General features: G+C 54.7%; 16 protein-coding genes. 12 read left to right on the top strand and 4 right to left on the bottom strand.

From position 1 onward, the window contains the following. Nucleotides 1–33: 33 nt before the first annotated feature. Both sbcC and sbcD read right to left on the bottom strand, forming a co-directional pair. Nucleotides 34–3174 (bottom strand): exonuclease subunit SbcC, encoded by a 3141-nt coding sequence (gene sbcC / locus ACH0WD_RS06220; RefSeq protein ID WP_001747481.1) that lies wholly within the window; start codon nucleotides 3172–3174, stop codon nucleotides 34–36. Beyond that, entirely contained in the window at nucleotides 3171–4373 is a 1203-nt protein-coding gene (sbcD, locus tag ACH0WD_RS06215; RefSeq protein WP_001221257.1) for an exonuclease subunit SbcD, read from the bottom strand. The genes sbcC and sbcD overlap by 4 nt, the downstream gene beginning before the upstream one ends. A 215-nt stretch (nucleotides 4374–4588) precedes the next feature. On the opposite strand from sbcD, the gene phoB reads away from it, so the two are divergent. From phoB to malZ, 5 genes are all read left to right on the top strand, one after another. Further along, nucleotides 4589–5278, top strand: a complete 690-nt coding sequence (gene phoB / locus ACH0WD_RS06210; protein WP_000113919.1) for a phosphate response regulator transcription factor PhoB — start codon at nucleotides 4589–4591, stop codon at nucleotides 5276–5278. A gap of 69 nt (nucleotides 5279–5347) precedes the next feature. Then, a complete protein-coding gene (phoR, locus tag ACH0WD_RS06205; protein ID WP_000893642.1) occupies nucleotides 5348–6643 on the top strand; it encodes a phosphate regulon sensor histidine kinase PhoR in 1296 nt (431 codons plus the stop codon). Nucleotides 6644–7051: 408 nt separating this feature from the next. After that, nucleotides 7052–8371, top strand: coding sequence for a branched-chain amino acid transporter carrier protein BrnQ (gene brnQ, locus ACH0WD_RS06200; protein WP_000149620.1), 1320 nt, complete (start codon nucleotides 7052–7054; stop codon nucleotides 8369–8371). A 74-nt stretch (nucleotides 8372–8445) separates the two neighbouring features. Next, nucleotides 8446–9816 (top strand): proline-specific permease ProY, encoded by a 1371-nt coding sequence (gene proY / locus ACH0WD_RS06195; RefSeq protein WP_001555879.1) that lies wholly within the window; start codon nucleotides 8446–8448, stop codon nucleotides 9814–9816. A 161-nt stretch (nucleotides 9817–9977) separates the two neighbouring features. Further along, a complete protein-coding gene (gene malZ, locus ACH0WD_RS06190) occupies nucleotides 9978–11795 on the top strand; it encodes a maltodextrin glucosidase (RefSeq protein WP_000930704.1) in 1818 nt (605 codons plus the stop codon). Nucleotides 11796–11866: 71 nt separating this feature from the next. On the opposite strand, the gene ACH0WD_RS06185 is transcribed toward malZ, so the two are convergent. Beyond that, nucleotides 11867–12469 (bottom strand): peroxiredoxin, encoded by a 603-nt coding sequence (locus ACH0WD_RS06185; protein WP_000244731.1) that lies wholly within the window; start codon nucleotides 12467–12469, stop codon nucleotides 11867–11869. A 209-nt stretch (nucleotides 12470–12678) separates the two neighbouring features. Further along, a complete protein-coding gene (acpH, locus tag ACH0WD_RS06180) occupies nucleotides 12679–13260 on the bottom strand; it encodes an ACP phosphodiesterase (protein WP_001009860.1) in 582 nt (193 codons plus the stop codon). Between the two features lie 93 nt (nucleotides 13261–13353). Here acpH and queA point away from each other — a divergent pair, with 93 nt between their 5' ends. The 7 genes from queA to ACH0WD_RS06145 all read left to right on the top strand — a co-directional run bounded on the left by queA (nucleotide 13354) and on the right by ACH0WD_RS06145 (nucleotide 19941). Then, nucleotides 13354–14418, top strand: a complete 1065-nt coding sequence (queA, locus tag ACH0WD_RS06175) for a tRNA preQ1(34) S-adenosylmethionine ribosyltransferase-isomerase QueA (protein WP_001266527.1) — start codon at nucleotides 13354–13356, stop codon at nucleotides 14416–14418. A 196-nt stretch (nucleotides 14419–14614) separates the two neighbouring features. Beyond that, nucleotides 14615–15742: a tRNA guanosine(34) transglycosylase Tgt gene (gene tgt / locus ACH0WD_RS06170; protein ID WP_000667305.1), complete on the top strand. Its 1128-nt coding sequence runs from the start codon at nucleotides 14615–14617 to the stop codon at nucleotides 15740–15742. A 22-nt stretch (nucleotides 15743–15764) separates the two neighbouring features. Then, a complete protein-coding gene (gene yajC, locus ACH0WD_RS06165; protein WP_000007628.1) occupies nucleotides 15765–16097 on the top strand; it encodes a preprotein translocase subunit YajC in 333 nt (110 codons plus the stop codon). A gap of 27 nt (nucleotides 16098–16124) precedes the next feature. After that, nucleotides 16125–17972, top strand: coding sequence for a protein translocase subunit SecD (secD, locus tag ACH0WD_RS06160; RefSeq protein WP_000934808.1), 1848 nt, complete (start codon nucleotides 16125–16127; stop codon nucleotides 17970–17972). A 10-nt stretch (nucleotides 17973–17982) separates the two neighbouring features. Beyond that, nucleotides 17983–18954: a protein translocase subunit SecF gene (secF, locus tag ACH0WD_RS06155; protein ID WP_000046629.1), complete on the top strand. Its 972-nt coding sequence runs from the start codon at nucleotides 17983–17985 to the stop codon at nucleotides 18952–18954. A 93-nt stretch (nucleotides 18955–19047) separates the two neighbouring features. After that, nucleotides 19048–19395, top strand: a complete 348-nt coding sequence (gene yajD / locus ACH0WD_RS06150) for an HNH nuclease YajD (RefSeq protein WP_000974818.1) — start codon at nucleotides 19048–19050, stop codon at nucleotides 19393–19395. 438 nt (nucleotides 19396–19833) lie between these two features. Beyond that, entirely contained in the window at nucleotides 19834–19941 is a 108-nt protein-coding gene (locus tag ACH0WD_RS06145) for a type I toxin-antitoxin system toxin Ldr family protein (RefSeq protein WP_000176312.1), read from the top strand. Nucleotides 19942–19965 lie beyond the last annotated feature (24 nt).

The following is a 19965-nucleotide window of genomic DNA, read 5'->3' as shown; positions in this document are numbered from 1 at the left end:
TGACGGTATGCTGTGCGCAGGATGACACTCGTGTTACTCCACGGCAAACGCTTTGTCCAGTTTGCTATAACCAAGCCCATTGATTTTTTTCACTTTTATCTGCACAGGGATACGTTCTTTCATGGCTTCCACGTGGCTAATCACACCGATGGTCTTCCCGCTGGCATTCAGCGCGTCGAGCGCATCCAGCGCGGCGTCCAGCGTTTCGCTATCAAGCGTGCCGAAGCCTTCGTCGAGGAACAAAGAATCAATGCGCGTTTTATGGCTGACCAAATCTGATAACGCCAGCGCCAGCGCCAGGCTGACCAGGAAACTTTCGCCGCCTGATAACGTTCGCGTATCGCGCACGGCGTCGGCCTGCCAGGTATCGACAACCTCCAGTTCCAGCGCGTCGCTGGCTTTGCGCTGCAATAAATAGCGGCCATGCAGGCGGGTGAGCTGATGATTCGCCAGCCAGACCAGATTATCCAGCGTCAGTCCCTGGGCGAATTTGCGGAACTTATCACCTTCTTTAGAGCCGATCAGCGCATTGAGATAGCCCCAGTCTTCCACTTGCTGAGAGGCTTGTTTCATTTCCGCCATCAGCGCCCGTTGGCGCTGCCGATTATCTGCATCCTGTTTAATTTGCTGGCGGATTTCCCCCTGGCGTGTCGTGTTTTCACGCAGTTGTTGCGCCAACTGCGCCAGCCGCTGCGCGAGCTGCTCCGCCGTACACGTTGGGTCCAGACCGGCGGGCGGCTGTTGCTGATGGTCAGCCAGCGCCTGCGTGGACTGCGCGCTTAACGCCTTCGCTTGTTGTAGCTGACTTTCCAGCGTTTGTTGTTGTTTTTCCAGACGGGTCACGGTCTCTTCATCCAGCAACGCCGCCAGGAACGTTGCCTGGCTGTCAAACGGGCTATTTTTTAACGCCGCATCAAAGTGCGCTATCGCCTCGGCGGCGCGCTGCTGTTCCTGCGTCGTCTGTTCCTGCAGGGTTTGCAACTGGCTTTGTAATGACACGCACTCATCATGCGCCTGCCGCCAGTTATCCAGCGGCACGTCGTCGTCGGAATCCGCGGTATCCGTTTGCGGTAGCGTCTCCAGCAACGGGGCAAGCCTGTCGATCTGCGTTTGCAAATCCGCGAACTCGGTCTGACGCTGTTGCCATATTTTCGCTTCGTCGGCGCGCTCATTCAGCCACGAAGCCTCGTCTTCTGGCGCTGGAAGGGAAAGCGTATACTGCGCCAAATCAGCCGTCAGCGACGCCTGACGCTGCGCAATCTGCGCGGTAAAGCGCGCTACCTGTTCAGTATGCGCCGCGATTTGCGTTTGTAGAGCATGACGCTGGCTGAGCTGATCCAACTGTTGCTCATGCTCTTCCGCGGCGGTCAGCCAGCCCGCGAGGTCTTCTTGCGGCTGGAGCTGAACGCCCAGCGTAGCGCACAGCGTTTGCCATTCCTCAGTAAGCGCTTGCTCCTCCTGCAACAACGACTGCGCCTCGCTTTCATCCCGCTGTAATTGTTGCGTTAAGGCATCTAACTGTCCTCGCAGCGCCGCGCCTTCTTCCGCCAGCGTTTTGACCTCTTTTTCCAGCGCGTCGCGGCGGGTTTGATTCGCGCTCAGTTCCAGCGCCTGATAGGCGGCGATGGCGGGGTGTGTCGTCGAGCCGCAAAGCGGACACGGCTGGCCGGACTGTAAGTGCGCCCGCTGGCTTTCCAGATCTTTGATGCGCGCCTCCTGCTCGCAAATAGTGCGAACGTCCGCAAGCTCCTGCGCTTTAGTCTTATAACTCAGACGCTTATCCGCCAGACGTTGGGTGTATTGCATCTGCTCCTGATGATGACGCGCGATAGCTGCCTGTAGCTGCGCCTGACGCTTTTGTTTCGGGATAATTTGCCCCTGAAGCGCGGCGAGACGATGGCGTAGCGGACGCTGTCGGGTATGCAATGCTCTGGCTTCCGCCAGCGCCTGTGGCGTGAGGTCGAGCGTGAGCGGCGGTAGCGCATCACGCTGACGCGTATCGCTCAGCAACTGCTGTTGCCATTGGCTCAGTTGCGCCCGATCGTGGGATTGTTGTGTTAATAATGCTCGCCACCCCGCCAGTTCGCTGCGCCAGACGCGGATGCCGTCGTGTTCCGCCAGCCATGTCTTCAATCGCTGCCCTGTGGCGTTCAGTTGCGTGAATTGTCGATGCGCGCAGGCGCGGATACGCTGGCGCAGGCGATACGCGCTTTGTAAGCGAGCATTCACTTCATCACTGTGCTGGCGAACACGCTCAACGGCGCGGGTTTGTTCCTGAATGCGCTCCCAATGCGGACGCAACTGGCGAGCAGGTTGCGCCAGAGTCAGCGCCGCGAGCTGCGGCTGCGCTTTTTCTCGCGCCTCTTGCGCCGCGTACAGCGCCTGCTGTCGGGCGTGTAATTCAGTGTGGAGCTCGTTTTTTCGGGTCAGCCAGTGAAGGTGCTGCTGCTGTCCCTGCTGGTCGGCCAGCAGGCGTTTCTCTTCGTCAGTAAGCGCCTGCAAACTAGCTTCCAGTTGCTGTAACTGTTCGTCCGCCAATAGGGCGACGCCGCTGGCCTGCGCTTGTAACTTTTCCAGTTCGAGACGGGCTGATTTATGTTTTTCAAATACCTGTGCGGAGATCTGCCCGTAAATCTCAGTGCCGGTGAGCTCCTCCAGAAGCTCTGCGCGCTCTTTCGCTTTGGCGTTAAGAAAGGCGGCGAACTGCCCCTGTGATAACAACATCGAACGGGTGAAGCGCTCGTAGTCCAGCCCGGTCAACGTGGCGATCATCTCCAGTTTATCCTTTACCTTATCGGCAAAGATCTTTCCGTCTGAACACCGCGCCAGCTCTACGCGTGGGGCCTGGAGATTGCCGTCAGGCTGATTTCGGGCTCGGTTCTGGCTCCAGAACGCGCGCCAGGCTTCGCCTTTTACCTCGAACTCCACTTCGGCCAGACATTCCGCCGTATCGCGCGTCATCAAATCGTTTTGCGACTGCGATACCGTATTCAGGCGCGGCGTTTCGTGGTACAGCGCCAGGCAGATGGCGTCAAGCAAGGTGGTTTTTCCCGCGCCGGTCGGGCCGGTAATGGCGAATAACCCGTTACTGGCAAACGGTTCGGCGGTAAAATCGACCTTCCATTCTCCTTTCAGCGAGTTCAGGTTTTTCAGACGCAAACTGAGAATTTTCATGCCTCATGCTCCTCATTCAACGCGTAGAGCGTGCTGGAAAAGAGCTGATTCAGGCGCTCGCGCTGCGGGGGATCTAACGCTTCCAGCGCCAGACGCCGCGCAAAAACCTCCTCCACGCTAAGCTCGCTTAATGTTTCCCGCCGTTCGTTCGCCAGCGAGCGCTCGCGCTGTTCGCGGCTACGGCGCACCAGTAATACCTCTACGGGTAGCGACTCCGTTAGCGTCTGTATTCTGCGTTGGATATTGTGCAGATAGTCATCGGTGGTGATTTCAATATCCAGCCAGACGGGGGGCGATTGCTCAACGCCGCGCCACTGCTCAAGCTGTTCGGTAATTGATGCCAGGTCGCCTTTTAAAACCGCCAACGGTTGAGTCACGGGGACAGCCAGACTTTCGGTGCTTTGCCATTTCCCCTGGTCGAAGGTCACCAGATGCACGCATTTGCTTTTGCCGCACTCATCAAAGCTGAGGGCGATGGGCGAGCCGCAATAGCGGATATGCTCCGTGCCGCCGACACATTGCGCGCGGTGAATGTGTCCTAATGCGATATAATCCGCTGGGGGGAAATGCTGCGCCGGAAAGGCATCCAGCGTACCGATATAAATGTCGCGAACCGCATCGCTTTTGCTGGCGCCGACGGTGGTTAAATGTCCCGTCGCGATAACCGGCAGCTTTCGTTCGCCGCGTAGCAGGCACGCTTCCTGATACTGCTGTTGATAATAATCGGCAATCGCATGAAGAAGTTGCTGCTGTTTCTCGCTGCCGGATAACCCCGCCTGACTGGTAATAATGTCGCGCGGGCGCAAAAAGGGAATGGGGCACAGTACGGCGCCCGGAGAACCGTCGCGACGATGAAGTAGCCGCGGCGCATAGCCCGCGCTGGCGATCACGGTTGTATTGAGAAACGCCAGTATGTCGCGTGACTCGTTTAGCGTGGCGACGGAATCATGATTACCGGCCAGCACCACCAGATGACAGCCCGTTTGCTGTAAATTAACGACGAAACGGTTATAAAGTTCTCGGGCATAGCTGGGCGGCGAACCGGTATCAAAAATATCGCCAGCGACAATAATGGCATCCACCTGATGGGCCTGCGCGGTCTCCAGCAGCCAGTCCAGAAAAGCCTGATGTTCCGCGGCGCGGCTTTTACTGTAGAAGTTTTGTCCCAGATGCCAGTCAGAGGTGTGGAGGATGCGCATAATTGTTCCATGCAAAAAAAAGCGTGAACGGGATTATACACGTCATCCCCTCCATTTTTGGGCGCAATTTACCGCCGGTACACGGTAATGCACGGTTTCACCGGTGTCATAAATCATCAACATGCTGTCAATGCCGCCTTTTTTTTTCATAAATCTGTCATAAATCTGACGCATAATGGCGCGGCATTGATAACTAACGACTAACAGGGCAAATTATGGCGAGACGTATTCTGGTCGTAGAAGATGAGGCGCCGATCCGTGAAATGGTGTGCTTCGTGCTCGAACAAAATGGCTTTCAGCCCGTAGAAGCCGAAGATTATGACAGTGCGGTGAATAAACTTAATGAACCCTGGCCGGATCTCATCCTTCTTGACTGGATGTTGCCCGGCGGGTCAGGGTTACAGTTTATTAAACATCTCAAACGTGAAGCCCTGACCCGGGATATTCCGGTGGTTATGCTGACCGCGAGAGGTGAGGAAGAAGATCGCGTGCGCGGGCTGGAAACCGGCGCTGACGATTACATTACCAAGCCGTTTTCCCCCAAGGAGTTGGTGGCGCGCATTAAAGCCGTTATGCGGCGCATCTCGCCGATGGCGGTCGAAGAGGTGATCGAGATGCAGGGACTGAGCCTTGATCCTGGCTCTCACCGCGTGATGACCGGCGGCAGCCCGCTGGATATGGGGCCGACCGAATTTAAATTACTCCATTTCTTTATGACGCACCCGGAACGGGTTTACAGCCGCGAACAGCTGCTCAATCATGTCTGGGGCACCAATGTGTACGTTGAAGACCGGACGGTCGACGTGCATATTCGCCGTTTGCGTAAGGCGCTGGAGCACAGCGGCCACGACCGGATGGTGCAAACGGTACGCGGGACAGGGTATCGTTTTTCGACCCGCTTTTAATGCCTTTTCCGCCAGTTGATCACAGGTTTCTGGCGGAGAAGGCTTTCCATTCTTGAGGGAGTATGACGCGTGCTGGAACGGCTGTCATGGAAAAGGCTGGTGCTGGAGCTGGTGCTCTGTTGCATCCCCGCGCTTATCCTTAGCGCTTTTTTTGGTTATCTGCCGTGGTTTTTACTGGCGGCGGTGACGGGACTGCTTGTCTGGCATTTCTGGAATTTATTACGCCTCTCCTGGTGGCTTTGGGTCGACAGAAGTATGACGCCGCCGCCGGGACGGGGAAGTTGGGAACCGCTGTTATACGGTTTACACCAGATGCAGTTGCGAAATAAGAAGCGTCGCCGCGAGCTGGGGAACCTGATTAAACGTTTTCGCAGCGGCGCGGAGTCGCTGCCTGATGCCGTGGTACTGACCACAGAAGAGGGCGGCATTTTTTGGTGTAACGGTTTGGCGCAACAGATACTGGGGCTACGCTGGCCGGATGACAACGGGCAGAATATTCTCAATCTACTGCGTTATCCGGAGTTTACCCAGTATTTAAAAACGCGTGATTTCACCCGTCCGCTTCATTTGGTGCTCAATACCGGGCGGCATCTGGAGATCCGCGTCATGCCTTATACCGATAAACAACTCCTGATGGTGGCGCGCGATGTGACGCAAATGCATCAGCTTGAAGGCGCCAGACGTAACTTTTTCGCCAACGTTAGCCATGAGTTGCGTACGCCATTGACGGTATTGCAAGGCTATCTGGAAATGATGCAGGAACAGGCGCTGGAAGGGGCGACGCGAGAGAAAGCGCTGCATACGATGCGCGAGCAAACGTATCGTATGGAAGGGCTGGTAAAACAACTGCTTACGCTGTCTAAAATTGAGGCGGCCCCGGCGCTGTTATTAAATGAAAAAGTGGATGTACCGATGATGCTGCGGGTCGTGGAGCGTGAAGCGCAGACGCTCAGCCAGCAGAAACATACCTTTACGTTTGAGGTCGACGATAGTCTTAGCGTTCTGGGCAATGAAGAGCAGCTACGTAGCGCGATCTCAAACCTGGTATATAACGCGGTAAACCATACGCCGGCGGGAACGCATATTACGGTGAGCTGGCGACGTGCCGCGCATGGCGCTGAATTTTGCATTCAAGATAACGGTCCGGGGATTGCTGCCGAGCATATTCCTCGTCTGACCGAACGCTTCTACCGTGTCGATAAAGCGCGTTCGCGGCAAACGGGCGGCAGCGGCCTGGGATTGGCGATTGTGAAACATGCGTTGAATCACCATGAAAGCCGCCTTGAAATCGACAGTTCGCCTGGCAAAGGAACGCGATTTAGCTTTGTGCTGCCGGAACGTTTAATTGCCAAAAATAGCGATTAATTGCCTTTCGTAAGTATAACTTTCCATAAGCCAGCGGATGCTGGCTTATTTTCTTTGCAGTTAAGACGGGCTCGTTGAAACATTCAACGTTTGGTGATTTTTTGTTCGCATGATTAGCCATAACTTTTTCATGAGAATGGTGTTTTATTCTGGTTGTAAATTTCATATCGCTATATTCATCTGGTTTTTAGATCCCACCTTGCTTTAAAACGTTATAAGCGTTTAAATTGCGCTTCAGGTGCTGTCATTACGACTGCATTTGCGCGGTAAATCGAAAAACAATTCTTCGCCGCATCGGTCCGGGAGCTTTTCCCGCTGAAATTGATAAAAAACGCCGCTTTATAATCCTCCGGGAAAGGCAAAAATTTTAATGTTTACAACATCACCATCCACAGGCAGTAAGACTTTATGACCCATCAGTTAAAATCGCGCGATATCATCGCCCTGGGCTTTATGACATTTGCGCTGTTCGTTGGCGCAGGCAATATTATCTTTCCTCCTATGGTCGGTTTGCAGGCGGGTGAACACGTCTGGACAGCCGCTATTGGCTTTCTGATTACCGCCGTGGGGCTACCGGTTCTTACTGTTGTGGCGCTGGCGAAAGTCGGCGGCGGGGTAGACAGCCTCAGTACGCCGATTGGTAAAGTGGCGGGACTCCTGCTGGCGACCGTTTGCTATCTGGCCGTCGGGCCGTTATTTGCGACGCCGCGTACCGCGACGGTGTCGTTTGAGGTCGGTATCGCTCCGTTGACCGGCGATTCTGCAATGCCGTTGCTGATTTACAGCGTGGTCTATTTCGCTATTGTTATTCTGGTTTCCCTCTATCCGGGTAAGCTGCTGGATACGGTAGGGAATTTCCTGGCGCCGTTGAAAATTATTGCGCTGGTCATCCTTTCCGTCGCGGCTATCATTTGGCCTGCCGGTCCAATCAGCAACGCCCTGGACGCTTATCAGAATGCGGCCTTTTCTAACGGATTTGTGAACGGCTATCTGACGATGGATACGCTGGGCGCGATGGTGTTTGGTATCGTTATTGTGAACGCGGCGCGTTCTCGCGGCGTGACCGAAGCGCGCCTGTTGACGCGTTACACGGTCTGGGCCGGCCTGATGGCGGGCGTGGGGCTGACGCTGCTTTACCTTGCCTTGTTCCGCTTAGGTTCTGACAGCGCGACGCTGGTCGATCAGTCAGCGAACGGCGCGGCGATTCTTCATGCCTACGTTCAGCATACCTTTGGCGGCGCGGGAAGCTTCCTGCTGGCGGCGCTGATCTTTATCGCGTGTCTGGTGACGGCGGTGGGGCTAACCTGCGCCTGCGCTGAGTTTTTCGCGCAGTATATTCCGCTGTCTTACCGCACGCTGGTCTTTATTCTCGGCGGCTTCTCTATGGTGGTGTCAAACCTCGGACTGAGCCATCTGATTCAAATTTCCATTCCGGTGCTGACGGCTATCTATCCGCCGTGTATCGCACTGGTTGTATTAAGTTTTACCCGCTCATGGTGGCATAATTCCACCCGTATCATCGCGCCGGCCATGTTTATCAGTCTGCTTTTTGGTATCCTTGACGGCATCAAAGCATCTGCCTTTGGCGATATGCTGCCAGCCTGGAGTCAGCGTTTGCCGCTGGCGGAACAGGGACTGGCGTGGTTGATGCCAACGGTGGTGATGGTGATCCTGGCGATTATCTGGGATCGCGCGGCGGGTCGGCAGGTTACCTCCAGCGCTCACTAAAATCGCTGACATATGTGTACACCACGGGGCTTAACGCCCCGTGGTTTTTTATTGTGTTGATAGGTCAGAAATTGATGGAAAGCAATAATAAGCTAAAGCGTGGGCTGAGCACCCGGCACATTCGCTTTATGGCATTAGGTTCGGCAATCGGCACCGGCCTGTTTTACGGCTCGGCGGACGCCATCAAAATGGCGGGGCCGAGCGTGCTGTTGGCCTATATTATTGGCGGGGTCGCGGCATATATCATTATGCGCGCATTGGGGGAAATGTCCGTTCACAACCCTGCCGCCAGCTCATTTTCGCGCTATGCGCAGGAAAACCTCGGCCCGCTTGCGGGCTACATTACCGGCTGGACCTACTGTTTTGAGATCCTGATCGTCGCCATTGCCGACGTGACCGCATTCGGCATTTACATGGGAGTCTGGTTCCCCGCCGTGCCGCACTGGATTTGGGTACTTAGCGTGGTGCTGATCATTTGCGCCATCAACCTGATGAGCGTCAAGGTGTTCGGCGAGCTGGAGTTTTGGTTCTCCTTCTTCAAAGTCGCCACCATTATTATCATGATTGTCGCGGGTATCGGCATCATTGTGTGGGGAATTGGCAACGGCGGGCAGCCGACCGGCATTCATAACCTTTGGAGTAACGGCGGCTTCTTCAGCAATGGCTGGCTGGGAATGATCATGTCGCTGCAAATGGTGATGTTCGCTTACGGCGGGATTGAGATTATCGGTATCACCGCCGGGGAAGCGAAAGACCCGGAGAAATCCATTCCGCGCGCCATTAACTCAGTACCGATGCGTATCCTGGTATTTTATGTCGGCACGCTGTTCGTCATTATGTCTATCTATCCGTGGAATCAGGTCGGCACAAACGGCAGTCCATTTGTACTGACGTTCCAGCATATGGGGATTACCTTTGCCGCCAGCATTCTGAACTTTGTGGTATTGACCGCCTCGCTTTCCGCTATCAACTCTGATGTGTTTGGCGTAGGCCGTATGCTGCATGGTATGGCGGAGCAGGGGAGCGCGCCGAAAGTCTTTGCCAAAACGTCACGCCGTGGTATTCCGTGGGTTACTGTGCTGGTGATGACGATTGCGCTGCTGTTTGCGGTTTACCTGAACTACATCATGCCGGAAAACGTCTTCCTGGTGATTGCTTCGCTGGCGACGTTTGCGACGGTATGGGTATGGATTATGATCCTGCTGTCGCAAATCGCCTTCCGTCGTCGTTTACCGCCGGAAGAGGTAAAAGCGCTGAAGTTTAAGGTGCCGGGCGGTGTCGTAACGACGATAGCGGGGTTGATTTTCCTGGTCTTCATTATTGCGCTTATCGGCTACCATCCGGATACCCGCATCTCACTGTATGTGGGCTTCGCCTGGATAGTTCTGCTGTTGATTGGCTGGATATTTAAACGCCGTCGCGACCGTCAATTGGCGCAGGCGTAGTCGTTTTTCTCTGCCTTATCCGGTCTGCAGGCAACGGTAGACCGGATAAGCGGAGCCGCTTCTCCTCCTGGAGCCTCCTCCCCTAATAAACCCCTGGATGATGAGTTATCCTTTAAATCTCTATGGCAAGGTGGCCCCATTTTCAGTAGAGGGGATACGAGATGTTGAATGCCTGGCACTTACCGGTTGCCCCATTTGTGAAGCAACATAACGATAAATTAACCATTACGCTGTGGCTGAGCGGAGAAAATCCGCCGTCTCGCGTGACGTTGCGCTCAGAATTCGATAATGAAGAAATCTCACTGGCGATGCGCAAACAGCGCCGCCAGCCGCAGCCGGGCGTGACGGCGTGGCGAGCGACGCTCAATATCGCGTTAGGGCAACCCCGTCGCCGTTACAGCTTTAAATTGCTTTGGCACGACCGCCAGCTTTGGTTTACGCCGCAGGGATTTAACCGCTTCCCACCGGCGCGTCTGGAACAATTTGCCGTTGATGTTCCGGACAGCGGCCCGCAGTGGGTCGCCGATCAAATTTTTTATCAGATCTTCCCGGATCGTTTTGCCCGCAGCGCGACGCGTGAAGCCGATCAGGACCGGGTGTATTACCATCATGCCGCAGGTCAGGAGATTGTGCTGCGCGACTGGGACGATCCTTTAACCCCCCTGGCGGGCGGTTCCACCTTTTACGGCGGCTGTCTGAATGGCATTTGTGAGAAGCTGCCGTACCTGAAAAAACTGGGCGTCACAGCGCTATATCTGAATCCGGTATTTACCGCGCCGAGCGTCCATAAGTACGACACGGAAGATTATCGCCATGTCGATCCGCAATTTGGCGGCGATCGGGCGCTGCTACGCCTGCGGCGTGAAACTCAGGCGCAGGGCATGAGGCTGGTGCTTGATGGCGTGTTTAACCATAGCGGCGACTCGCATGCGTGGTTTGACAGGCATAACCGCAGCACTGGCGGCGCGTGTCATCACCCGGACTCGCCGTGGCGCGACTGGTACTCCTTTTCACCACAAGGCGTGGCGCTGGACTGGCTGGGTTATCCGAGCCTGCCGAAACTCGATTATCAATCAGAAACGCTGGTGGATGAGATCTATCGCGGTGAGGACAGTATCGTTCGTCACTGGCTAAAGGCTCCGTGGAATATGGACGGCTGGCGGCTGGATGTCGTACATATGCTGGGCGAGGCGGGCGGGGCGCGCCATAATTTGCAGCACGTCGCCGGTATTACCCGGGCGGCAAAAGAGGCGCAGCCCGAAGCCTATATTGTGGGGGAACATTTCGGCGATGCGCGGCAGTGGCTACAGGCCGATGCGGAAGATGCCGCCATGAATTATCGCGGCTTCACCTTCCCGCTATGGGGATTTCTCGCCAATACTGATATCGCTTACGAACCACAGCATATTGATGCCCGGACCTGTATCGCGTGGATGGATAACTACCGCGCCGGGCTGTCACATCAGCAACAACTACGCATGTTTAATCAACTCGACAGTCATGATACTGCGCGCTTTAAAACCCTGCTGGGTAAAGACGCGGCGCGCCTGCCGCTGGCGGTGGTCTGGCTGTTTACCTGGCCCGGCGTGCCATGTATTTATTACGGCGATGAAGTCGGCGTGGACGGTGCAAATGACCCCATGTGCCGCAAACCGTTCCCGTGGGATGAACGCAAGCAGGACGGCAACTTGCTGGCGCTGTACCAGCGTATGGCGAAACTGCGTCAGCGCAGTCTGGCGCTGCGTCGTGGCGGATGCCAGGCGCTGTATGCCGAAGGTGACGTAGTGGTATTCGTGCGAGTTTATCAGCAGCAGCGGGCGCTGGTGGCGATTAACCGGGGCGAGGCCTGTGAAGTGGCGCTGGAAGCGTTGCCGTTGCTGAACGTGGCCGGATGGCAATGTAAAACGGGAAGCGGTGACATCCGCGAGGGAAGACTTAGTTTACCCGCGATTTCCGCGACCGTATGGATGAATCGTTGAGGCGAGGTGGTTCGTAACACCTTACGCATAAAAAAGGCTCGCATTCGCGAGCCTTTTATCAATGCACTGACTTACAGGCTGGAAATGTTCTCAGCCAGGTATTTAGCCACGCCGTCCGGAGAGGCGTTCATGCCTTCTTTGCCTTTTTCCCACTGCGCCGGGCAGACATCGCCGTGCTCTTCGTGGAACTGCAGCGCGTCGACCATACGCAGCATTTCGTCGATGTTACGACCCAGCGGCAGATCGTTTACGACCTGGTGGCGAACAATACCGTTAGCGTCAATCAGGAAAGAGCCGCGCAGCGCAACGCCTTCGTCCGGATGTTCGATACCGTAAGCTTTCTGAATTTCACGCTTCACGTCAGCAACCATTGCGTATTTCACCGGGCCAATGCCGCCTTTATCGACAGGGGTGTTACGCCATGCGTTGTGGACGAACTCAGAGTCGAAAGAAACGCCAACCACTTCAACGCCGCGCTTCTGGAATTCTTCATAACGTTTATCGAAGGCGATCAGCTCAGACGGGCAAACAAAAGTGAAGTCCATCGGCCAGAAGAACAGAACGGTTGTTTTACCATTGGTGTGCTGTTTGAAGTTGAATTTATCAACAATCTCACCGCTACCCAGTACCGCCGCAGCGGTGAAATCCGGGGCCTGACGAGTAACCAGTACCATAATAATTCTCCTGCAATATTAAGGGTTTTAGAACGCAACGCGGGCAGTATAGGGAGGGCGAAGCGACAAAACAATGCGGTCTTGACAATCAATGAGACAGCTTTTGCCTATCGATCGGGTCATTATAAATCGTAATGATGACCCCTTTATGACAGCGAACCATCTTTCTGCCAACGGCGGATCTGACGCACGCCCTCGCTATCAGGCCGTCACAGCGCTTTGCGGGCGGCCTGTGCCATCATACGCGGATAAAAATGCCAGAAGCGCTCTTCTAACGCGTCGTAGTGCGCGTCCAGATCGTACCAGGAATCACGCAAGGCATCCAGCCGGGGACGGCGATTCGCCATGCCATTCAGCACGTTTTGAATGAAATCCATATCGCGATACCGCTCTAACCATTTTTCTGACCAAAGATAATCATTCAGGTTGACAAAGCGCGGCGGGGAGTCGGGCAGAATCGTCGCGACCTGCGCATGGGCGTAGCCGACAAACGCCTGAAGTGGAAAATCAGGAGAGATTTGCGTCCAGTGACGCGATAAAAAATGATCCCACATGACGTCCAGCGTAATGGACGCCACGCGCCGAGTTTCATGGCGGAACCACTCTCGCGCCTCACGAACTTCCGGCAGGTTGTCGGTCATGACGTCAATACGCCGATGCATATAAATACCCTCTACCACGTCAGGAGGATAATGCGTTGCCGGGTTACCGCGGACAAAATCGGCCAGAAGATTACCGGAAAGCGAGCTGTCGGCAAGGTGCGCCAGATGCAGGTGAGCAAGAAAATTCATTATTGATTCTCTGTCCAAAAAGCGGGTAACGGTTGCAGCGGGAACGCCCCGGCACTAGACTACCCGCCTCTTATTTTAGTCTGAGTCAGAGTCATGCGCGTTACCGATTTTTCCTTTGAACTACCCGAATCCCTGATTGCCCACTACCCACAGCCGGAACGCAGTCGCTGCCGTTTGCTGTCATTAGAGGGGCCGACGGGCGCGCTGACGCACGGTACTTTCACCGATCTGCTCGATAAGCTCAACCCTGGCGATTTGCTGGTTTTCAATAATACCCGCGTGATCCCGGCGCGGCTCTTTGGCCGTAAAGCCAGCGGCGGCAAGATAGAAGTGCTGGTCGAACGTATGCTCGATGATAAACGCATCCTGGCGCATATTCGCGCTTCTAAAGCGCCAAAACCGGGTACGGAACTGCTGCTGGGCGACGACGAAAGTATTCACGCGACCATGACCGCGCGTCACGGCGCTCTGTTTGAAGTTGAGTTTAATGACCCGCGTCCGGTGCTGGATATTCTTAACGCCATCGGCCATATGCCGTTGCCGCCGTATATCGACCGTCCGGACGAGGACGCCGACCGCGAACTGTACCAGACGGTCTACAGTGAAAAACCGGGCGCCGTCGCCGCGCCGACCGCGGGGCTGCACTTTGATGAGCCGCTGCTGGCGGCGCTTCGTGAGAAAGGTGTCGAAATGGCGTTTGTTACGCTACACGTCGGCGCGGGCACTTTCCAGCCAGTGCGTGTCGATACCATTGAAGATCACATCATGCACTCCGAATATGCTGAGGTGCCGCAAGAGGTGGTCGACGCGGTGCTGGCGGCGAAAGCGCGCGGCAACCGCGTGATTGCGGTCGGCACGACCTCGGTACGCTCGCTGGAAAGCGCGGCGCAGGCGGCAAAAAGAGATTTGATAGAGCCGTTCTTCGGCGATACGCAAATCTTTATTTATCCAGGTTATCAATACAAAGTGATTGATGCGCTGATCACCAACTTCCATCTGCCGGAATCGACGTTGATTATGCTGGTTTCCGCATTTGCCGGTTATCAACACACCATGAATGCCTATAAGACTGCGGTAGAACAAAAATATCGCTTTTTTAGCTACGGGGACGCGATGTTTATCACGTACAATCCGCAGGCTATTTCTGAGCGTCCGTAAGAAGGCTATCTCACTTGCCATTTTGACGCCGGGCAGTGCTCGCCATCCTCACGTACTGCGTGTACGCTCCGGTGGTTGTGCGCTGGTCGACCCCAAACTGGCTGCGCCGATGACGCCTTCGGGAATTTATTAGCTATGGAATCATTCCGTAGCGAGTCGTTAAACGTCGGACTGTTTTTCTGACGCAGGAGTGATAATGAAATTTGAGTTAGATACCACCGATGGTCGCGCGCGTCGCGGTCGTCTGGTGTTTGATCGTGGCGTAGTGGAAACGCCTGCTTTTATGCCTGTGGGTACTTACGGTACGGTAAAAGGCATGACGCCGGAAGAAGTGGAAGCGACCGGCGCGCAGATTATTCTCGGCAACACTTTCCACCTGTGGCTGCGCCCGGGTCAGGAGATCATGAAGCTGCATGGCGACCTGCACGATTTTATGCAGTGGAAAGGGCCGATTCTCACCGATTCCGGCGGCTTCCAGGTCTTCAGCCTCGGCGATATTCGTAAGATTACCGAGCAAGGCGTGCACTTCCGTAACCCGATCAACGGCGATCCGATTTTCCTCGATCCGGAAAAGTCGATGGAGATCCAGTACGATCTCGGTTCCGATATCGTGATGATCTTTGATGAATGTACGCCGTATCCGGCAGACTGGGACTATGCTAAACGCTCGATGGAGATGTCGTTGCGTTGGGCGAAGCGTAGCCGCGACCGTTTTGATAGCCTTGGCAATAAGAATGCGCTTTTTGGCATCATTCAGGGCAGCGTTTACGAAGATTTACGCGATATCTCGGTGAAAGGTCTGGTAGAGATTGGCTTTGATGGCTACGCTGTCGGCGGTTTGGCTGTCGGTGAGCCGAAAGCAGATATGCACCGCATTCTGGAGCACGTTTGCCCGCAGATCCCGGCTGACAAACCGCGTTACCTGATGGGCGTGGGTAAACCGGAAGATCTGGTGGAAGGGGTGCGTCGCGGTATTGATATGTTTGACTGTGTCATGCCAACGCGAAATGCCCGTAATGGTCATCTGTTTGTGACCGACGGCGTGGTGAAGATTCGTAATGCAAAGCATAAAAGCGACACCAGCCCGCTTGACGCCGAGTGCGATTGCTACACCTGTCGCAATTATTCACGCGCTTACTTGCATCATCTCGACCGTTGCAACGAAATATTAGGTGCGCGTCTCAATACCATTCATAACTTGCGTTACTACCAGCGTTTGATGGCGGGTTTACGCAAGGCTATTGAAGAGGGTAAATTAGAGAGCTTCGTAACCGAGTTTTACCAACGTCAGGGGCGACCCGTTCCACCTTTGAACGTTGATTAATTTTAATAATGAGGGAATTTGAATGAGCTTTTTTATTTCTGATGCGGTAGCGGCAACAGGTGCTCCGGCGCAGGGCAGCCCGATGTCTCTGATTTTAATGCTGGTGGTGTTTGGTCTGATTTTCTATTTCATGATCCTGCGCCCGCAGCAGAAGCGCACCAAAGAGCACAAAAAGCTGATGGACTCCATTGCGAAAGGTGATGAAGTTCTGACGAATGGCGGTCTGGTCGGTCGAGTGACCAAAGTAGCGGAAGCCGGCTACATTGCCATCGCGCTGAATGACACCACGGAAGTGGTTATCAAACGTGACTTCGTAGCTGCCGTTCTGCCGAAAGGCACCATGAAGGCGCTGTAATATTTCGTTTTCCCAAAGGGAACTGCCGTGTTAAACCGTTATCCTTTGTGGAAGTACATCATGCTGGTCGTCGTAATTATCGTCGGCCTGCTTTACGCACTTCCCAACCTGTATGGTGAGGATCCGGCTGTTCAAATCACTGGCGTGCGCGGCGTCGCCGCCAGTGAGCAAACGCTGATCCAGGTCCAGAAAACGTTACAAGAAGAAAAAATTCCCGCTAAGTCTGTGGCACTGGAAGAGGGCGCTATTCTTGCGCGCTTCGACACCACCGATACCCAGCTACGCGCCCGTGAAGCGCTGATGAGCGTGCTGGGGGATAAATATGTCGTGGCGCTTAACCTTGCGCCGGCTACGCCGCGCTGGTTGGCGGCTATTCACGCCGATCCGATGAAGCTCGGTCTTGATCTGCGCGGCGGCGTTCACTTCCTGATGGAAGTGGATATGGATACCGCGTTAGGTAAACTCCAGGAACAAAATATCGATAGTCTGCGCAGCGATCTGCGTGAAAAAGGCATTCCTTATACCACCGTTCGTAAAGAAAATAATTATGGGCTGAGCATCACGTTCCGTGACAGCAAAGCGCGTGATGAGGCGATCGCCTATCTGACGCCGCGTCATCGTGACCTGGTGATTTCCAGCCAGGGCGGTAATCAACTTCGCGCGGTAATGACCGATGCGCGCCTGAGCGAAGCGCGCGAATACGCCGTTCAGCAGAACATTAATATTCTGCGTAACCGTGTTAACCAACTGGGCGTCGCGGAGCCTGTCGTACAACGCCAGGGCGCAGACCGTATTGTGGTTGAGCTGCCGGGTATCCAGGATACCGCTCGCGCGAAAGAAATTCTCGGCGCGACCGCGACGCTGGAATTCCGTCTGGTGAATACCAACGTTGACCAGGCCGCCGCTGCTGCCGGGCGCGTACCGGGTGATTCCGAAGTGAAACAGACCCGCGAAGGCCAGCCGGTGGTATTGTACAAACGCGTGATCCTCACGGGCGACCATATCACCGACTCGACGTCCAGCCAGGATGAATATAACCAACCGCAGGTTAACATCTCGCTGGATAGCGCAGGCGGCAATATCATGTCTAACTTCACTAAGGACAATATCGGCAAACCGATGGCGACCCTGTTTGTGGAGTATAAAGACAGTGGTAAGAAAGACGCTAACGGTCGCGCCGTACTGGTGAAACAGGAAGAGGTGATTAACATTGCCAACATCCAGTCTCGGCTGGGTAACAGCTTCCGTATTACTGGTATCAGCAACCCGAACGAAGCGCGTCAGCTCTCGTTGCTGCTGCGTGCGGGCGCCCTGATTGCGCCGATTCAGATCGTTGAAGAGCGCACCATTGGCCCGACTCTGGGTATGCAGAACATCAAGCAGGGCCTGGAAGCCTGTCTGGCCGGTCTGGTGGTCTCCATCCTGTTCATGATCTTCTTCTATAAGAAGTTTGGTCTGATTGCGACCAGCGCGTTAGTGGCTAACCTGGTGTTGATTGTCGGTATCATGTCGCTGTTGCCGGGGGCAACGCTCAGTATGCCGGGGATTGCGGGTATCGTGTTAACCCTTGCGGTGGCGGTCGACGCCAACGTTCTGATTAACGAACGTATCAAAGAAGAGTTGAGTAATGGCCGCACGGTACAGCAGGCGATAAACGAAGGCTATGCTGGCGCGTTCAGTTCCATCTTCGATGCGAACATCACGACGCTGATTAAAGTCATCATTCTGTATGCTGTCGGTACCGGGGCAATTAAAGGGTTCGCGATTACGACCGGTATCGGTGTGGCGACGTCGATGTTTACCGCGATTATCGGTACGCGTGCTATCGTAAACCTGCTATATGGCGGCAAGCGCGTCACTAAGCTGTCAATCTGAGGAGTGCGATGTGGCACAGGAATACACTGTTGAACAACTAAACCACGGCCGTAAAGTCTATGACTTTATGCGCTGGGACTTCTGGGCATTCGGCATCTCCGGGCTGTTGCTGATCGCGGCCATTGTCATTATGGGCGTACGCGGGTTTAACTGGGGGCTGGATTTCACCGGTGGCACGGTAATTGAAATCACGCTGGAAAAACCGGCTGAAATGGACGTGATGCGCGAAGCGCTGCAAAAAGCGGGCTATGAAGAGCCGCAGTTGCAGAACTTTGGCAGCAGTCACGACATTATGGTGCGTATGCCGCCAACCGAAGGTGAAACCGGCGGTCAGGTACTGGGTAGCAAAGTGGTGACGATCATTAATGAAGCCACCAACCAGAACGCGGCCGTGAAGCGTATTGAATTCGTGGGGCCAAGCGTGGGCGCCGATCTGGCGCAAACCGGCGCTATGGCGCTGCTGGTGGCGTTGATCTCTATCCTCGTTTATGTCGGTTTCCGCTTTGAGTGGCGACTGGCGGCAGGGGTGGTCATCGCGCTGGCGCACGACGTGATCATTACGCTGGGGATACTGTCGCTTTTCCATATCGAGATTGACCTGACCATTGTGGCATCGTTGATGTCGGTGATCGGTTACTCGCTGAACGACAGTATCGTGGTCTCCGACCGTATTCGTGAAAACTTCCGCAAAATCCGTCGCGGGACGCCTTACGAAATCTTTAACGTGTCGCTGACCCAGACGCTACACCGTACGTTGATTACCTCCGGTACGACGTTAGTGGTAATTCTGATGCTGTACCTCTTCGGCGGTCCGGTACTGGAAGGCTTCTCGCTGACGATGCTGATCGGTGTCTCTATTGGTACGGCATCTTCTATCTATGTCGCATCGGCGCTGGCGCTGAAACTCGGTATGAAGCGCGAGCATATGCTGCAGCAGAAAGTCGAAAAAGAAGGGGCGGATCAGCCGTCCATTCTGCCGTAAGCTGGCGTTAACATGACTGAAAAAAGCCGCAACATCGCAGGGTGCTGCGGCTTTTTATTATCCAGAATAAACTCGATTGCATGAGGAACTATCATGGCTATCATCCCAAAAAACTACGCGCGCCTGGAAAGCGGCTATCGTGAAAAAGCGCTGAAGCTGTTTCCGTGGGTGTGCGGACGTTGTTCCCGTGAGTTTGTGTATTCAAATCTGCGTGAGCTGACGGTGCATCATATCGATCATGACCACACCAATAACCCGGAAGACGGCAGCAACTGGGAGCTATTGTGCCTCTACTGCCACGATCATGAGCATTCCAAATATACCGAAGCCGATCAGTACGGTTCGACGGTCATTGCCGGGGAAGATGCGCAAAAAGATGTCGGCGAGGCGACTTATAACCCGTTTGCCGATCTGAAAGCGATGATGAACAAAAAGAAATAAGCAGACTGCTGACAAAGCTGTTGGTGCTGTTGAATGTTAGGTTACGCTTCGCTCCACCCAACGGAATCCGCAATATAAATGAACTATTGGTTTTCGTAGATCGGATGCAATCCGACATTTTTTCAGCCCCGGAGTTTGTCGTCAGCCCCCAAACGTCCTGTAACGCATACATTGTCACTGGAATCCCGATCGCAAGGTTGGGATTTTTTTGTTTTTAAGTCCTGCCGATACTGGCGAGCAGAGTAGAATCAGCGGTAAGCCGGGGCAACCCGGTGAGGCGCAATGTTGCGGGGGCTTGATCCCCGGTGGCCTTGTCGCTGGAAAGAGAAAACCCCCGCACATTGTTCGGTATTCACCGGCAACATTACGGGGGCTAACTTGACCCTAGACAAGTTGAGGATAGCCGCGAACCGTTGCCATTGCAACAAAGGCGGCAATATGACGCTCACAGAGTTGAGCATTACTATCTGGCACGATCTGGCGGCACCAACGCTGGTCGGGATTGCGACAGGTCTGTTTTTAGGCTGGTGGCATCGCCGGAAGTAATGTGAAGTGGGCGCGACTCGCCGC

The organism is Salmonella sp. 2020_1395, assembly GCF_043848115.1.
Taxonomy (GTDB): Bacteria; Pseudomonadota; Gammaproteobacteria; order Enterobacterales; family Enterobacteriaceae; genus Salmonella; species Salmonella enterica.
The sequence above is the reverse complement of the archived record's forward strand: the minus strand, read 5'-3'. Positions and strand labels throughout refer to the sequence as shown.

Bases quoted from the DNA above. Each gene is read 5' to 3' on its own strand.
- sbcC (WP_001747481.1), bottom strand. From the start codon at position 3,174: ATGAAAATTCTCAGTTTGCGTCTGAAAAACCTGAACTCGCTGAAAGGA.
- sbcD (WP_001221257.1), bottom strand. From the start codon at position 4,373: ATGCGCATCCTCCACACCTCTGACTGGCATCTGGGACAAAACTTCTAC.
- phoB (WP_000113919.1), top strand. From the start codon at position 4,589: ATGGCGAGACGTATTCTGGTCGTAGAAGATGAGGCGCCGATCCGTGAA.
- brnQ (WP_000149620.1), top strand. From the start codon at position 7,052: ATGACCCATCAGTTAAAATCGCGCGATATCATCGCCCTGGGCTTTATG.
- proY (WP_001555879.1), top strand. From the start codon at position 8,446: ATGGAAAGCAATAATAAGCTAAAGCGTGGGCTGAGCACCCGGCACATT.
- malZ (WP_000930704.1), top strand. From the start codon at position 9,978: ATGTTGAATGCCTGGCACTTACCGGTTGCCCCATTTGTGAAGCAACAT.
- ACH0WD_RS06185 (WP_000244731.1), bottom strand. From the start codon at position 12,469: ATGGTACTGGTTACTCGTCAGGCCCCGGATTTCACCGCTGCGGCGGTA.
- acpH (WP_001009860.1), bottom strand. From the start codon at position 13,260: ATGAATTTTCTTGCTCACCTGCATCTGGCGCACCTTGCCGACAGCTCG.
- queA (WP_001266527.1), top strand. From the start codon at position 13,354: ATGCGCGTTACCGATTTTTCCTTTGAACTACCCGAATCCCTGATTGCC.
- tgt (WP_000667305.1), top strand. From the start codon at position 14,615: ATGAAATTTGAGTTAGATACCACCGATGGTCGCGCGCGTCGCGGTCGT.
- yajC (WP_000007628.1), top strand. From the start codon at position 15,765: ATGAGCTTTTTTATTTCTGATGCGGTAGCGGCAACAGGTGCTCCGGCG.
- yajD (WP_000974818.1), top strand. From the start codon at position 19,048: ATGGCTATCATCCCAAAAAACTACGCGCGCCTGGAAAGCGGCTATCGT.
- ACH0WD_RS06145 (WP_000176312.1), top strand. From the start codon at position 19,834: ATGACGCTCACAGAGTTGAGCATTACTATCTGGCACGATCTGGCGGCA.